This is a genomic window from Dolichospermum flos-aquae CCAP 1403/13F, assembly GCF_012516395.1.
Lineage (GTDB): Bacteria > Cyanobacteriota > Cyanobacteriia > Cyanobacteriales > Nostocaceae > Dolichospermum > Dolichospermum lemmermannii.
This window is the reverse complement of the sequence record NZ_CP051206.1, coordinates 4,981,541-4,997,525: the sequence shown is the minus strand read 5'-3', so window position 1 is coordinate 4,997,525 and position 15,985 is coordinate 4,981,541. Positions and strand designations below refer to the sequence as shown.

General features: G+C 40.6%; 15 protein-coding genes. 9 read left to right on the top strand and 6 right to left on the bottom strand.

Going from position 1 to position 15,985, the window contains the following annotated elements:
- Window positions 1–233: 233 nt before the first annotated feature.
- Window positions 234–2,003 carry a bifunctional serine/threonine-protein kinase/formylglycine-generating enzyme family protein gene (locus HGD76_RS23885; protein ID WP_168697238.1) on the bottom strand — a complete coding sequence of 590 codons (1,770 nt, stop codon included), beginning with the start codon at window positions 2,001–2,003 and terminating at the stop codon, window positions 234–236.
- Between the two features lie 431 nt (window positions 2,004–2,434).
- Here HGD76_RS23885 and HGD76_RS23880 point away from each other — a divergent pair, with 431 nt between their 5' ends.
- Entirely contained in the window at window positions 2,435–4,027 is a 1,593-nt protein-coding gene (locus HGD76_RS23880) for a glycoside hydrolase family 57 protein (RefSeq protein WP_168697237.1), read from the top strand.
- A 105-nt stretch (window positions 4,028–4,132) separates the two neighbouring features.
- Here HGD76_RS23880 and HGD76_RS23875 read toward each other — a convergent pair whose 3' ends face one another.
- From HGD76_RS23875 to HGD76_RS23865, 3 genes are all read right to left on the bottom strand, one after another.
- Complete coding sequence (locus HGD76_RS23875; protein WP_015081014.1) at window positions 4,133–4,360, bottom strand: photosystem II protein, Psb35-related; 228 nt, start codon at window positions 4,358–4,360, stop codon at window positions 4,133–4,135.
- 264 nt (window positions 4,361–4,624) lie between these two features.
- Complete coding sequence (locus tag HGD76_RS23870; protein ID WP_168697236.1) at window positions 4,625–5,563, bottom strand: heme o synthase; 939 nt, start codon at window positions 5,561–5,563, stop codon at window positions 4,625–4,627.
- A gap of 105 nt (window positions 5,564–5,668) precedes the next feature.
- Window positions 5,669–6,595, bottom strand: a complete 927-nt coding sequence (locus HGD76_RS23865; protein WP_168697235.1) for a COX15/CtaA family protein — start codon at window positions 6,593–6,595, stop codon at window positions 5,669–5,671.
- Window positions 6,596–7,021: 426 nt separating this feature from the next.
- On the opposite strand from HGD76_RS23865, the gene HGD76_RS23860 reads away from it, so the two are divergent.
- From HGD76_RS23860 to HGD76_RS23845, 4 genes are all read left to right on the top strand, one after another.
- Entirely contained in the window at window positions 7,022–7,987 is a 966-nt protein-coding gene (locus HGD76_RS23860) for a cytochrome c oxidase subunit II (protein ID WP_168697234.1), read from the top strand.
- Between the two features lie 94 nt (window positions 7,988–8,081).
- Window positions 8,082–9,755, top strand: coding sequence for a cytochrome c oxidase subunit I (ctaD, locus tag HGD76_RS23855; protein WP_148765061.1), 1,674 nt, complete (start codon window positions 8,082–8,084; stop codon window positions 9,753–9,755).
- A 292-nt stretch (window positions 9,756–10,047) separates the two neighbouring features.
- Complete coding sequence (locus HGD76_RS23850; protein WP_168697233.1) at window positions 10,048–10,662, top strand: cytochrome c oxidase subunit 3; 615 nt, start codon at window positions 10,048–10,050, stop codon at window positions 10,660–10,662.
- A gap of 228 nt (window positions 10,663–10,890) precedes the next feature.
- On the top strand, window positions 10,891–11,445 hold the full coding sequence (locus tag HGD76_RS23845) for a methylmalonic aciduria and homocystinuria type D protein (protein WP_168697232.1): 555 nt from the start codon (window positions 10,891–10,893) through the stop codon (window positions 11,443–11,445).
- Here the strand turns inward: HGD76_RS23845 and HGD76_RS23840 are convergent.
- Window positions 11,442–11,630: a hypothetical protein gene (locus HGD76_RS23840; protein WP_210967681.1), complete on the bottom strand. Its 189-nt coding sequence runs from the start codon at window positions 11,628–11,630 to the stop codon at window positions 11,442–11,444. The two genes, HGD76_RS23845 and HGD76_RS23840, sit on opposite strands and share 4 nt — an antisense overlap.
- Window positions 11,631–11,680: 50 nt before the next feature.
- On the opposite strand from HGD76_RS23840, the gene HGD76_RS23835 reads away from it, so the two are divergent.
- Window positions 11,681–12,004, top strand: a complete 324-nt coding sequence (locus tag HGD76_RS23835; RefSeq protein WP_015081007.1) for a phasin family protein — start codon at window positions 11,681–11,683, stop codon at window positions 12,002–12,004.
- A 108-nt stretch (window positions 12,005–12,112) separates the two neighbouring features.
- Window positions 12,113–12,610, top strand: a complete 498-nt coding sequence (locus HGD76_RS23830) for an FKBP-type peptidyl-prolyl cis-trans isomerase (RefSeq protein WP_168697553.1) — start codon at window positions 12,113–12,115, stop codon at window positions 12,608–12,610.
- A gap of 69 nt (window positions 12,611–12,679) precedes the next feature.
- Here HGD76_RS23830 and HGD76_RS23825 read toward each other — a convergent pair whose 3' ends face one another.
- Window positions 12,680–13,879, bottom strand: coding sequence for an RNA-guided endonuclease InsQ/TnpB family protein (locus HGD76_RS23825; protein ID WP_168697552.1), 1,200 nt, complete (start codon window positions 13,877–13,879; stop codon window positions 12,680–12,682).
- Window positions 13,880–14,240: 361 nt separating this feature from the next.
- Between HGD76_RS23825 and HGD76_RS23820 the strand changes: the two genes are divergently transcribed.
- Together HGD76_RS23820 and HGD76_RS23815 are read left to right on the top strand one after the other, a co-directional pair.
- The gene (locus HGD76_RS23820; protein ID WP_148765059.1) at window positions 14,241–14,879 is read left to right on the top strand and encodes a DUF6391 domain-containing protein; all 639 of its coding nucleotides are present in this window, start codon (window positions 14,241–14,243) and stop codon (window positions 14,877–14,879) included.
- Window positions 14,880–14,983: 104 nt separating this feature from the next.
- Window positions 14,984–15,985 (top strand): glycosyltransferase, encoded by a 1,002-nt coding sequence (locus HGD76_RS23815; protein WP_168697551.1) that lies wholly within the window; start codon window positions 14,984–14,986, stop codon window positions 15,983–15,985.

Sequence of the window (15,985 nt, the reverse complement as noted above, 5' to 3'; positions counted from 1 at the left end):
GATCTTGAATAAACAGAATTTCCTAACATTCAAAATCCCACCCCTTCTTCCATCCTGTAAATCCTTAAATCCTGGAAATCCTGATTCAGACAAAATAAAAAATCTGTGCTACACTGAATCCAGACATCAAAACCAGCTTTTTGTAGAAAAATATTTTCCGCCTAACGGCGGTGGGTTAAGAAGGGAAAAGAAAAAAAGAGAAGAGGGCAAAAGAGCAAGAGTGTAAAGGGCTACTAAGTCCTCGCCGCACCACTACATACAACCCGAAAACCAATATAGTAGTCGTAGGTGCCGAGATCGTAGGGGTCGCGACAAGCAGAACGGCAATCCTCAGGAGTGAAGTGCCACGAACCACCGCGCAGCAGCTTAACGCTCCGGCTTGGACTTGTCAAAGCACTGCCATCTGTAGGCGCGTTTATATAATCATCTTTATAGTCATCTTGACACCATTCCCAGACATTACCGTGCATATCGTACAAACCAAAAGAGTTAGGGGGAAAAGTTCCTACATCTGTGGTCTGCTGACGATATTTTCCTTTTGGTGCAGAAGCATAAGTATAATTACCATTATAATTTACCAAATCTGGAGTAATACTTTCACCAAAATAAAATGGTGTGGTAGTTCCGGCACGACAAGCATACTCCCATTCTGCTTCACTGGGTAATCTGTAGTTTTTGCCTGTTTTTTGACTTAACTTTTTACAGAACTCAACCGCATTATTCCAACTAACTCTTTCAACAGGGCGGTTATCGCCTTTGAAGTTGGAAGGGTTAGTTCCTATGATAGCTTGATATTGTACCTGTGTCAATTCATATTTTCCCATGTAGAAACTGGGAACAGTAACTTGATGTTGGGGACCTTCGTTTGAATACCTTTCTGCTTCGTTTTCCGGTGAACCCATGATAAATGTTCCCCCTGGGATTTCCACCATTTCCAACGTCACACCATTTCCTAAGTCTTCTGTAAAGTATTTCGCGCTTGCGTTGCGTCGGTTGGTGATATTTCCCCGTGCGTCTGTGGTGACAACTTCAAAACTAAAGGTTTTAAGGTTATTGGCAGGTATTGGTGGTTGGGGTTTTGGTGGTTGAGGTTTTGGTGATTGTAAAGCTTTTTCTATTGCTGCTATTCTTTGCAAAATCTCATGGGAGTTTTGAGGACGATCTTTATATAAACGCTGCATCATATCATCTAATAAATCTGCTAACATAGATGATATTTGTGGTGCATGATTCCGCCAATTTAATCTTTCATTATAGGAATCATACATGATTGGGTCAAGTGGTTCTTTACCCGTGAGTAAATAAACAAATGTCCGTCCTAAAGCAAAAAAATCAGATTGAGGTACGGCGTTATTGTTAATTTGTTCTGAGGGTGTGTAACCTGCGGAAATTATTCCTGTGACACCACCTTGTTGTTTAAATACTGTAGATGTTACCTTCCTCACAGTACCAAAATCAATTAATACCAATTCGGCACTTTCAGACCGCAACATAATATTAGGTGGTTTAATATCTCGATGAAAAAAGTCTTTATTATGTACCTGTTCTAAAATAATGATTAGATCTTTTAGCCACTCTATAGCTGTAGTTTGGTTAATAGGACGCAAACCACGTTTTTGCATATATTTTTCTAAATCTTCTCCCACAACTTTTTCCATTACCAAACAATGAATTGGATTTTGGCTATTGTAGGGATAATATTCAAAATAAGCGTCTGATTCTACATGAGGAATACCGGAATGATGGAGTTGACTTAAAACATCAGCTTCTTGTTTAAATAATTCTACGGCTTTAGGGTTGTTATTAATCAAGACTTTGAGAACTTTAGCCTGATTGGTTCTGACTTCGTTAATCTCATAAGTCACACCAAAGCCACCCCGTCCTAACTGACATTGTACCCGATAACGTTGTTGTAGCAAGACTTCCGAGCCACAGGCTTGACAAAAAAGGATATTATCGGGATTTTGTGGCTTTGGGCAGTTAGAATTGATGCACAGGCTCATAATCTTGGTAGTTAGCACGTTTATAGGACATTCTACCTTGATTTACTGAAAATCAGTAATTTAGGATTTATGCACTGTCAAAATTAATCATTTTATGTATTGAGGAAAAAAGGCTATTTCCGAATTTGATTGATGATTATATTGATCATGAACAGACAAATATGGGAAGCTTGCAAATACGCCAGGGAATGAATTCCCTGTCTCATAGCTCAAGTCCGTTAAAACGGACTAAGGAATTTCACAAGTAAGTGTAGACGCGGTTTATAAGCGCCCGTTGAACTTCCGCGAAGCGGCGCTAGACCAAAATATTTTTCTATTAAGTATTAGCCGAGGATTCATGACCAATGACCCATATAGTCTTAAAATATTCTTAATTTCCCCACACAGACTTTTTTGTCTGTAACCTCCAAATACCACACATAAAAAATATTATGGCTATAGGCTACGTCGCGCTTGTACTTCATGCACATCTGCCCTTCGTTCGTCACCCAGGAAGTGATTATGTGCTAGAAGAAGAATGGCTGTATGAAGCGATTACTGAAACTTACATTCCTTTATTAAAAGTATTTGAAGGCTTAAAGCGAGACGGCGTTGATTTTAAACTCACCATGAGTATGACTCCGCCTTTGATTTCTATGCTTCGTGATCCTTTATTGCAAGAACGCTATGATGCTCACTTATCACAACTAGAAGAGCTTATAGAACTAGAATCTGAGCGCAATATTCATAATGGTCATCTGCGGTATTTAGCAGAACATTATGCAACTGAATTTAATCAAGCGCGGGAGTTATGGGAACGTTATCAGGGTGATTTAGTTACAGCATTTAAACAGTTCCAAGATAGTAACAATTTAGAAATTATCACCTGTGGTGCTACTCACGGCTACTTACCATTAATGAAAATGTATCCCCAAGCTGTATGGGCGCAAATTCAGGTAGCTTGTGAACATTATGAGGAAACCTTTGGTCAAGCGCCTAGAGGAATATGGTTGCCAGAATGCGCCTATTATGAAGGTGTGGAGCGAATGCTGGCGGATGCTGGTTTACGTTATTTCCTCACTGATGGACATGGCATTTTATACGCCCGTCCCCGTCCTCGCTTCGGTAGTTATGCCCCGATTTTTACTGAACCGGGTGTAGCGGCTTTTGGTCGAGATCATGAATCTTCTCAGCAAGTATGGTCTTCTGAGGTGGGTTATCCTGGTGCAGCCGAATATCGGGAATTTTATAAAGATTTGGGTTGGGAAGCGGAATATGAATATATTAAGCCCTATATAATGCCCAATGGTCAGCGAAAAAATACTGGCATTAAGTATCATAAAATTACCGGACGGGGCTTAGGTCTTTCCGATAAAGCTCTATATGATCCTTACTGGGCAAAGGAAAAAGCGGCAGAACACGCTGCTAACTTTATGTATAATCGTGAGCAGCAAACTGGGCATTTACACAATATCATGGGTCGGCCGCCAATTATTGTTTCCCCTTATGATGCGGAGTTATTTGGTCATTGGTGGTATGAGGGTCCTTGGTTTATTGATTATCTGTTCCGTAAGTCATGGTATGACCAGAAAACCTATGAAATGACCCATTTAGCCGATTATTTACGGGCTAATCCTCAGCAACAAGTATGTCGTCCTGCTCAGTCGAGTTGGGGCTTTAAGGGTTTTCATGAATATTGGTTGAATGATACTAATGCTTGGGTTTATCCACATTTGCACAAAGCTGCGGAACGGATGATTGAAATTTCCCAAATTGAAGCTGAAGATGAATTACAGGAAAAAGCACTCAATCAAGCTGCGAGAGAGTTGTTATTAGCACAATCTTCTGACTGGGCGTTTATTATGCGGACAGGAACAATGGTTCCCTATGCAGTCAGAAGAACGCGATCGCATTTAATGCGCTTTAATAAACTCTATGAAGATGTGAAAGTGGGTAAAGTTGATAGTGGTTGGTTGGAAAAAGTCGAGTCCATGGATAATATTTTCCCCAATATTAACTATCGCGTTTATCGGCCAGCATTTTAATTAGGGAACAGGTAAGAGCAACTGACAACTGACAAAAAAGCAAAACCCCCAGTCACAATGCTGGGGGTTATTTTTATATACATCTTGTCAAATTGCCAGTAAATACTATCTGGGTAAGTTGCGGCTGTTGTAAGCATCAATAGCATAGGCGGGTGTGCGTTGGGTATAGTCTATATCTACGCCAGTAATAGATTTAGCCAAAGCTGCAAATTTGTCAGAAGCCCAATTGCGTTCGTGAATGGGCTTGCTTTGTTCACCCATGAAATAAGCTAGAGAACCGATAACGGAAACTGCTACCCAAGCAACAACCAATAGAGAAATTAAAATAGCCATTCGAGAACCTCGTTTTTTACTTTTTGTAACCTTATGTAAATAAATATAACAGATTGTTAACAGAAGTTGCAAATTATTTTCTGGTGTGTATGCCCCTCAAAGAGGTGAGGTATTCCCCACTGTAATAATTTCGTAACAAAACGCACTAATACAAGAAATGATGAGAAAATCGTCTGGGTATATTTTTGTTGGGTTTTTTGTAAAAAAAAAATAATCAGATCCCCGATTTCTCAAAGAAATCGGGGATCTATGTCCTGAGCATGATTACAAATGCAGTTGAGCAAGGAAATGATGAGTAATGGGTAAACTATCCACCACCATTGCCAAACACAACAGCATCATGTAGGAAATGGAATACAAAAATAATTCCCGCGCTATGGTTTTATCTTCGGGATTTTGCAATAAGCGCCAAGACTTATGGACAAATACTCCCCCTAAAGTCAAGGCAATAACAGCATAGACAATCCCGCTGGCGTGTAAGGGATAAAACAGCAAGATAGTCGCAGTGACAGTAATCACCGTATAAAACCAAATTTGCCGGACGGTGGCTTTATTACCCGCTACCACAGGTAACATTGGTATCCCCACCTTAGCGTAATCATCACTAATCATTAAAGCCAAAGCCCAAAAATGGGGAGGTGTCCACAAAAAGACAATGGCAAAAATTAGCCACGCAGACCAGCTTAAAGTGTCTGTCACTGCTGCCCAACCGACTAAAGCGGGAATTGCCCCTGCTGCACCACCAATGACGATATTTTGAGTGGTATGGCGTTTGAGCCAGTGAGTATAGACTAAAACATAGAAAATGATGCCAGAAAAGGCTAAAAATGCTGCCAGGAGATTGGCAAAAACGGTGAGGAGGGTAAAAGAAAGTACAGCCAGAGCGATCGCAAAAATTAAAGCATCACGGGATTGGATCTTCCCGGAAGGGATGGGGCGGTTGCGTGTCCGCTCCATATCATAATCTATATCTCGATCATAGATACAGTTAATAGTTTGGGCGCTGGCTGCTGCTAAAGTTCCGCCAATCATTGTAATAATTAACAACCAGGGATCTACCTCACCCTTAGCGGCTATCCACATACTCCCAGCAGTGGTAATTAATAGTAGGGGAATAATCCGGGGTTTGGTTAGCTGGTAGTAACTTTGAACGACTTGGAGAAATGTGTCGTGTTGACGACGAGAGACATTAGTCTCAATCATGTTAGGTCTTTTTCCTTATTTTTCAAGAACTGGTCAGCAAACCGCTGTAAGCAGGAGTCAGGAGTCAGGAGTCAGGAGTCAGGAGGAAGAAGGAGGAAGAAGGAGTTACTGTGTTTGTGACTGAGGAAGCAAACCATCCCGCAGTGATAAAACTGTAAATACTACTAAAGTCCCCAGTAAAGTCGCACCGATAGCTTGGTGAGAAACGGTAAGGGATTCAACTTGTAAATGTAAACGGAAGGTAGCCACACCCAAAAGAAGTTGTAAAATCAACAAGCCACCAGCCAGATTTGCCAGTTTTCGCAAAGCCGGATGTAGGGCTGGTGTGCGCCAAGAAATTAAAACAACTGCTAAAGTAGCGATGGTTGGGGGTACTACGCCAAAAATATGGCTGTACATGACATCACAAAGTTGTTCCCCGGACAAACATTGGTGCAAAGCCCAACGAGAACCGACTATTGCACCCAATAAACTTTGTAAGTAGACGCAAACAGCAGCAGTTAAACCCACCCAAGGCAACTTTCCTACTGTTCCCGTGCCTTGATAGGGAATCAAACTTGTACCGATAATTAACAACGTAGTGAAAAATAGTAACGCTGTTCCTAAATGGGCGGTAACGATATCAAACCGCAATAATTCAGTTACAGTCAGTCCTCCCAGAATCCCTTGGAAGACAATTAAAAACAGGGCAAATGTGGAAGCCCAGGGTAGCCACTTGGGTAAATGTTGACGATGCCACCAGGATAAACCACAAAGGGCGATCGCACTAAAACCAATTAAAGCTGCATCCAGGCGATGAAACCACTCCAAAAACACTTGGAGATTCATTTGTTTGGCTGGAACTAACTCCCCATAGCACAAAGGCCAATCAGGGCAAGCGAGTCCAGCATTCATAACGCGGGTGGCACTGCCTATAGCCATCAAAATTAAGGTGGCTACGCATATTTTCCACACCAAGCGACGAATCATCTCCTGGGGCTGTTGTGCTACTGTGGCCGCTTTATTTTGTTGTTCTAGGACAAATTCGTTCATTAACAATACCTTTGGACCGCTTGTGCTGGAAATTGAAAATTTTCTATTTTGATTTAGTCCCGACTTCTACTTACCCTAACCTATAGGTCAGAATATAGAAATCAGCTTTCCCTTACACTTTGGATCACTTTAGCTAGTTTCCGCTGTAAGATTTCGTGCTGTTTTGCAGATGGAAATAATTAATCAATGGGAATTAATGGGAATTAATGGAAATTTCTGAAAATTTTTTGCCTAATTGTCATCTAACCTGGGCAAGACAACTTATCTCCCTTGTACTCAAAATTGTGTTCTTAATCGAAAAAATTAATAAAGATTTCAGACCAGCGGATACTATATCTCATTGCCTGCACTACCTTAGTATGTAGAGTTACTTTAACAAGTGAAGTAACTTACAGATAAAATAGTCAATTAATCAAGAAATCAGCCGTGAAAATTCCAAATGCAATCTGGACATTACTCATTGGCATTGTCCTCACCCTCGCCAGTCTCTGGTACGGTCAAAATCACGGTCTATTACCTGTAGCGGCCTCAGACGAAGCCCCCTTGGTAGATGGTCTATTCAACACCATGATGACTGTTTCTACAGGCATATTTTTGATTGTTGAAGGTGTTTTAATTTACGCTGTTATTAGATATCGTCGTCGGGCTGGTGACAATGCAGATGGGCCAGCAATTGAAGGTAATGTGCCTCTAGAGATACTCTGGACAGCGATCCCCGCAATTATCGTTATCGGTATTTCTCTCTACAGTTTTGATGTATATAACAACATGGGTGGCTTTGATCCCCATTCGGCTCATGCTGCCCCGATGATGGAAAATGCCATGAATATGCCGGGAACGGCAATGGCTGCCACCCTCATCAGTACAGAAGCATCTGGACAAGTATCACAATTAGATACCGATGCTGATGCCGTTAAAAAACCAGCAGAATTAACCATTAACGTCTCTGGAATGCAATATGCTTGGTTATTTACCTATCCAGATACCGACGTGACAACTGGTGAACTGCATTTACCTATTGGCAAAACAGTGGAAATCAACATGACAGCCAGTGATGTTATCCACGCCTTTTGGATTCCTGAATTTCGGGTGAAACAGGATGCCATTCCTGGTAGACAAACCAATTTGCGTTTTACTCCCAGAAAAGCGGGTGATTATCAACTTATTTGTGCTGAATTGTGTGGACCTTACCACGGGGTGATGAAAAGTCAAGTTGTGGTGGAGACACAGGAAGCTTTTGATAGTTGGATGCAAGAACAGCTAATTGCTGGTAAAGAGATCCCTAATCAAGCCGTAGCTGTGAATTCCATGGCCATGACTGCTGATGAATTTCTCTCTCCTTACACTCACAATATGGGCATTCACTCAGAAATTCTGCATCAAATTAAGTAGTTTAAGAATTACTTGAGTTGCAGTGGTTACAAAATACATGGGCGCACAAAATACATGGGCGCAGGCCCTGCGCCCCTACAAACTTTTTTAAAATATGACACAGGCACAGTTAGAAGAAATTGCTAATGTCCCTAACCATGCTGAAGAACATGAGGAAAGGCATTGGCGAGACTTTTTCGGTTTTAGTACCGACCATAAGGTGATTGGAATTCAATATCTGGTCACTTCGTTTGTTTTTTACTGCATTGGCGGCGTAATGGCTGATTTAGTGCGGACAGAATTACGGACTCCAGAGGTAGATTTTGTCACGCCAGAAGTCTATAACAGCCTGTTTACTCTCCATGCCACAATCATGATTTTTTTGTGGATTGTGCCAACCGGGGCGGGATTTGCTAACTATTTAATCCCGCTGATGATTGGGGCGAGAGATATGGCATTTCCGCGCCTGAATGCGGTAGCTTTTTGGATGGTTCCCCCAGCAGGTGTATTACTGGTTGCTAGTTTGGCGGTAGGTGATGCCCCCGATGCTGGTTGGACTTCTTACCCGCCGCTGAGTTTGGTGACAGGCCAGGTGGGTGAGGGGATTTGGATTATGAGTATCTTGCTATTGGGAACTTCTTCGATTTTGGGGGCGATGAATTTTCTCGTCACCATTTGGAAGATGCGTGTTCCTAGTATGGGCATCTTTCAAATGCCGTTGTTTTGTTGGGCGATGATAGCAACTTCGGCTTTAGTGTTGGTATCTACACCAGTATTAGCTGCGGCTTTGATTTTGTTGGGTTTTGATTTGTTGGCAGGAACAAACTTTTTTAATCCCTCTGGGGGCGGAGATCCTGTTGTTTATCAGCATATGTTCTGGTTCTATTCTCACCCAGCGGTTTATATTATGATTTTGCCTTTCTTTGGGGCAATTTCGGAAATTCTGCCAATTCATGCCCGCAAACCGATTTTTGGCTATAAAGCGATCGCTTTTTCATCCCTAGCTATCAGTTTCTTAGGCTTAATCGTCTGGGCGCACCATATGTTTACCAGTGGTGTTCCCGGTTGGTTGCGGATGTTTTTCATGATCACGACAATGATCATCGCTGTCCCCACTGGGATTAAAATTTTCGGTTGGTTAGCTACTATTTGGGGTGGCAAAATTCGCCTCAATAGTCCCATGTTGTTCGCTATCGGCTTTTTAGCAACTTTTGTGATTGGTGGCATTAGTGGCGTAATGTTGGCTGCTGTTCCTTTTGATATTCACGTTCACGATACTTACTTTGTGGTGGCACATCTCCACTATGTTTTGTTTGGTGGTAGTGTGTTAGGGATTTTTGCGGCTATTTATCACTGGTTCCCGAAAATGACGGGACGGAAAATGAACGAATTTTGGGGTCAGGTGCATTTTGCCTTAACCATGATTGGTTTAAATATGACTTTCTTACCCATGCACAAACTCGGACTCATGGGGATGAATCGCCGGATTGCTGAATATGATCCTAAGTTCACGGCTTTGAATGAAATCTGTACCTACGGATCTTATATATTGGCGGTTTCGACGTTACCATTTATCATCAATGCCGTTTGGTCTTGGTTCTATGGCGAAAAAGCCGGTAATAATCCTTGGCAAGCGTTAACTTTGGAATGGATGACTTCTTCTCCTCCCAGTATTGAGAATTTTGAAACTCTTCCGGTTTTGACTACTGGCCCCTACGATTACGGGGTGAGTGAGGAACGGGTGGAAACTGAATCTGTGTTAACTCCCCAAACTGAATCAGCACTTTAGGGGATGGACATGACCCGCCCAGAACTGAAGTTCCGGGCTAATAACTAAAGTCCGTTAAAACGGACTAGAAATTTCTTTTAGTCGTCTTTAGACGACTTTCGCTATTAGACTCAGAATTCATTCTGAGGCGGGCTAGTAGTCTGTCAAGATAAAAATGATGGACTGTAGTGTGAGCGTCTCGCTCACGCGGGCAAGATGCCCGAACTACCAAAAACCCGTCAAAATAAATTTGACAGACTACTAGATAAAAATGAAATAGCCCTGCCTTGAACCCATTACTAATTACTAATTTATGCAAGGTCAAATTATTGACACGGGGAAAACTGAATTAAGTCACCACACAACTGTTTCTCATCATGAGGAACATCCAGATCATCGTTTGACTGGTCTATTTATGTTCCTTGTGGCTGAGGGAATGATTTTTATGGGTTTGTTTGGTGCATACCTGACTTACCGTTCTACTATTCCGGTTTGGCCACCAGTAGGGACACCGGATTTAGAATTGTTGTTACCTACTGTGAATACTTCTATTTTGATAGCTAGTAGTTTTGTGATGCACAATGCTGATACTGCTATTAAAAAGAATGATACTAAGGGAATGCGGGTTTGGTTGGCAATTACCGCAGTTATGGGGGCGATTTTTTTGGCAGGTCAGGTTTATGAATATACTCATTTAGAGTTTAGTCTGACTACCAATTTATTCGCTAGTACGTTTTATGTTTTGACTGGGTTTCACGGCTTGCACGTTACCATCGGTGTTTTAGCGATTTTAGCAGTGTTGTGGCGATCGCGTACTCCTGGACACTACAGCAATGAAAAACGATTCGGGATTGAAGCAGCGGAAATTTACTGGCATTTTGTAGATGTAATTTGGATTATTTTGTTCGGATTACTCTATTTACTCTAGGTATTTATTACTTAGTTGTTCACTCCACTCGAATAACCTACAATCCCCCTCTCTTTGGGGGTTTCTTATTTTCTCTCTTTAAACTTTCTCAACTTGCTTGGATGCTTCCATTAGAGTAAATAATTGTCCTCATCTAATTATTCGCAAAATTTGATGATTTATTTGGAGATTTAAGAGTTATTATTTTTAGCAAAGATAAATTTAAAAACTTTCATAAACCGAATTAATGTGGTGTCTTATCCCCCAGTTTGTATTTCACAGCCTAGCTGTCCTATTCATTTAGTTGGCAAAACAGGACAAGCTGTAGAGATTTCTATTCATACTCCCAGTCCATATATCTGTGCCAATTGCGAACAGATCTTACCAGATTGGAAACAGCAGCAGTTTTTGTGGGTAGTGGTTGTTTTACAGCAATCACAATATTCTCTAGAAGAAATGACCACAGAAACAGAAATAGAAAAGGAAAAGCTGCGGGAAAAATTTATGCGATTTGGTTGCGATTTGGCATTTAATTTGCGCGACCGCGGGTATTTAACAGACTTGATAGATCCCCGGACAGGTTATCCATTACTGTCTCATTCTGGCTTAGTTCCCCACGATGATACAGCAGTAGCCCAAGCCTTACTCAAGTATCCCGCAATTCAAAATAAATGCCATGTTCTTGTGCATCCTCAATGGGGAACTGCTGTTTATCCCAGTGTCATGCTTTCAGAAGCACCTCCAGACATCATTGAATCAGTCACTAAAGCCATAGCACCAATGCACGGTTGGATGCAGGTTTAGTAGAGCAAGGGGATGTAGGGGGGAGGAGGTAGGGGAGGTAGGGGAGGTAGGGGAGGTAGGGGAGGTAGGGGAGGTAGAGGAGGAGGTAGGGGAGGTAGAGGAGGAGGTAGGGGAGGTAGAGGAGGAGGTAGGGGAGGTAGGAATAAGATTTTTCCGACTGACAACTGACAACTGACAACTGACAAAATAAATGTGTAGGCTAGAATTACGAAGCTTTTAGTCAGAGGAAGGGAGTATGGATAGTAACAATTGGTTGCAACAGTTAATGATGTTGGGTATTGGCACAACTTCTTTAGTTGCAGACAAACTGAAAGAAGTCAGTGATGAACTGGTTAAAGACGGTAAACTCAATCCTGAGCAAGCTAAGGCGGTAATGGATGATCTTGTTACCCAATTACAGTCTGAACAAGGTAATTGGGATGAGCAAATGCACCGACAAATGCGGAATATGATGCAGGACTTGGGAGTTGCCCGTCAGTCAGAAGTAGATGAATTACGGGGAAGAATTGACCGTTTAGAGCGTCAGGTTCGGGATTTGGAAAATAAGCTGTGGCGCTAAACGGTCATTTCTGATTTAAACTAATTTGTGTTCTATCGGTAATCTGATCATCAGTAATTAAAACAGAGAGGGCTGATTTTGAAAGGGATTTTCCTCAGCGTGGTGTTAATGCTGGTATGTGTTGGCGTTTTAGTATTTACCCAAATTAGTGGTCAAAAAGATACTGCAATCACTGCAATCGGTAATTCTTCCCCAGCACAACCAACCACCACTGTCACTCAAGAAAACAATACTCTAATCAAGAGCAATACTATGTCTGAAGCTAAAGTTGTTACTACCGACTCTGGATTAAAATATGTGGAACTAGTCGAGGGAACGGGCGCAATTCCCCAAACTGGCCAAACCGTTGAGGTTCACTATATCGGTACTTTAAAAGATGGGACTAAATTTGATAGCTCGCGCGATCGCGGTAAACCCTTTAGCTTTAAAATTGGTGTAGGACAAGTAATTAAAGGTTGGGACGAAGGCGTAATCACTATGAAAGTAGGTGGCCGTCGCCAATTAATTATCCCTGAACAATTAGGTTATGGTGCCCGTGGTGCTGGTGGTGTGATTCCCCCCTACTCTACTTTAATTTTTGATGTGGAATTGTTAGGCATTAAATAGGTAGATAGACACAAGTGACATACTCCACACTCACCCTTCGGGTGAGTGTGGGCAACGAGCGCGACTCTTCTATGAAGACATTGACTGAGCTTTAAGACCGTGTGTCCCACGGTTCTTGATATTTATAGCCGCATTTAGATCCCTGCACAAACTTGCATGGCAGATAGGGCAATTGTGCATTCTTTGGGATAGCGGCTTTTTAACTTTGTGACCACCCTTCGGCAAGCTCAGGGCATCGCAACTAGAGCATTCTTGGCTTGTACCGTTTGGATTTACAGCGATTACTTTTAGTCCAGCATTTACGGCTTTGACTGTTAGTATCGAAATAAATTGTCCCCAACCAGCGTCATTAATACTTTTAGCCAACCTTGTTCTAGCGAGTCCTTTTATATTTAACTTTTCTACAGCAATAACATCGTACTTTTTGAGTAAATTGTTTGCTGTTTTAAAGTGGAAATCTTTGCGGGTATCTGATACTTTCTTGTGTTGAATACCCAGTTTTTTAATCGCTTTTTTACGTCGGTTAGAATTTTTGTTTCTGCGAGAAACGCGACGTTGTGCAGATTTTAATTTACGTTCAGCTTTACGTAAAAACTTAGGGGCGGCAATTCTTTCATCGTCTGAGGTGACAATAAAATCAATTAATCCGACATCAATACCAATAATATTATTAGCATTAAAATCAGGTTTAATTGTTGGAACTGTTTTGTCGTCAAGGCTTAAAGTTACATAATACCCATCTGCTTTTTTAGTGACAGACACAGTTTTAATCTCAAACCCGTCGGGGATTTGACGATGAACAATTACCTTTACATCTCCTATTTTAGACAGCGTAATCTTGTTATTGACAAAGTGATGTTGCTTGAATTGAGGAAACGTAAATGTTTTGTATTGTCCAACACCTTTAAATCTAGGTCTACCAGATTTTTTGCCTTTGCTATCACCTTTCAACCATCTATCAAAAGCTAATTCAACTTTTTTAGGCACTTCTTGTAGCACTTGAGAATGAATATCTCTGTACCAAGGTCGGTCTTTTTTAAGTTGGGTTAATGATGCTTGCTGACTAAAGCGATTAGGTTTATTTTTTAACTCTGGTAAATGACAAACGAAAATGGAACATCTATCAAGAGGAGAGCGATTTGCCTCATACCAATTAAACCGTTGAGCAAGTTGATAATTGTACTGACAACGCAGCATATCTAGTATTTTATCAATTTTTTCCGCTTGTTCTTTTGTTGGTTTTAATCGGTATTGGTAAGATGTTCTCATGTTTTTCGTTTCCTTTCGACCTGTTTTTATGATAACATAAAGGGTAGCCACTAAAGACAAAACTATTACGTCTTTGGTAGAAGATTGGATAGATTCTCTTAAATCGGAAAATGTTCATTCGTCATTGACCAACGATCCTGATTGAACTGCTTTCAATTTCGCCTGTTGGTCAATTCCTCACTCGCGTGTATTGTATTCATCCCACACTCCGGTATAGTGAGATGTGGGACTTCTGCTGTTTGTGTTAAATATAAGATTGGCGGACAGGATGCCCACCCCACAAAAGTTATATATTTATTGTGGGGTCGGCTTCTAGCCCGCCATAGTCCTGGTTAAAAAACATATATTACCGTGAGGTTTTATGAATACTGCTTATTTGGACGAATCATCTTCCTTTAGCTTTGACTTTCTTGCACCTCACCCCAGCCAAGATGCTGATTTACTCCAACAGCTATCTTTTATTCCTGGGTTGAAAGAAATTCTCATGTTACGTCAAGTTCACGCTCTAGAACACGCTACGGTTTGGGTATTAGGGGACAATAAAAAACCCTATTCACCACCAGGAACAAGCACTAATACGCAATTAGATGATGAATTATTAGGTGGTTTGTCTACCGAACAGGGATTTTTTCTATATGGTGATGTGAATATTAATGATTTGCGCCGCGCGGTAACATTAGCTAAACATCGTCTTACCAGTGGAGAATGGGATTTAGCTATACATCCCCGTTGTGGCACAAATGTATCTGTGGCTATGTTATTAACTGCTGGACTATCGGTAACTGTACCTTTTATGTTGCCGTTTCGACCAATTGAACAACTTATTGGCTTAGGTTTAGCAGCAACGGCCGCAGCGGGAATTGCACCGGATTTAGGAATGCTCACTCAGCGTTATATTACAACTTCTATCCCTTTTAATTTGGCTGTTGAAAATATTACTATTGCTCGTGATTTTTGGGGAAAGGAAAGTCATTTTGTTAAGGTATCTTGGGAAAAATAGGAGTTAATAAATCAGGAGTTAATAAATCAGGAATTAATGAACCACAAAGGAACGAAGAACACGAAGGAAGAAGAAAGAAGGAAGAAAATTTAATATTTAGTATTATGAAAAAGCTTTACTTTTTAGTTCCGGGGACAGATGGTAAATTTGCTTGTGGTGGTCTTTGGGCGGAGTTGAAAACGGTTACTTTAGCTCAACAGATTTGTGCTGCTGAAGTAGTTACTTATCGTCAGCGGGAATCAGATAAATTGTTTTTAGATGATTTATTGCAAGAGGAAAATTTAGATGATGTAATTTTTGTGATTAGTTGGGGATTTGATGTTGGTAAACTTGCATCTAAATTGCAAAAATATCATGTAATTTATCATGCTCACAGTGCAGGTTATAAGATTAATTTACCATCAGGTATTCCCATAATTACAGTTAGCAGAAATTCTCTAGGTTATTGGGGACAACAAGCACCAAATTCTCTAATTTATTATTTACCTAATCAAATTAGTCAGGAATTTACTAATTTACATCAAAATCGAGATATTGATGTTTTAGTTCAAACGCGGAAATCTTCAGAATATTTAATTAAGTCATTAATTCCAGCTTTAGAAAAAAAATGTAAGGTGTTGGTTATTGATAGTTATGTAGAAGATTTACCAGCTTTATTTAATCGCACGAAAGTTTATCTTTATGATTCGGCGGAATATTGGAAATTACAAGGAGTTAGCGAAGGATTTGGTTTACAACCAATGGAAGCATTAGCTTGTGGTTGTCAGGTGTTTTCTAGTGTCAATGGGGGATTATCTGATTATTTAGATCCAGGATTTAATTGTTATAAAATCGCTGGTTATGCTTTGGAATATGACGTAGATAGAATTTTGAAAGTTTTAGCATCTTCTACATCATTGACTTTATCTGAAAATGTATTAGCAGAGTATAGAACTGAGAATATTATCCAACGCTTGCGGGTAATTTTAACAGAAATTAATGATTTCTTTACTCATGAAAATAATTACTCAAATCCAATTGCCAATTTGACAAAAATTCGGTTAGCAAAATTGTTTATACAGAGAATTTTTGGTAAAATTAAAAAGAAATATTTACAAAGTAATTAA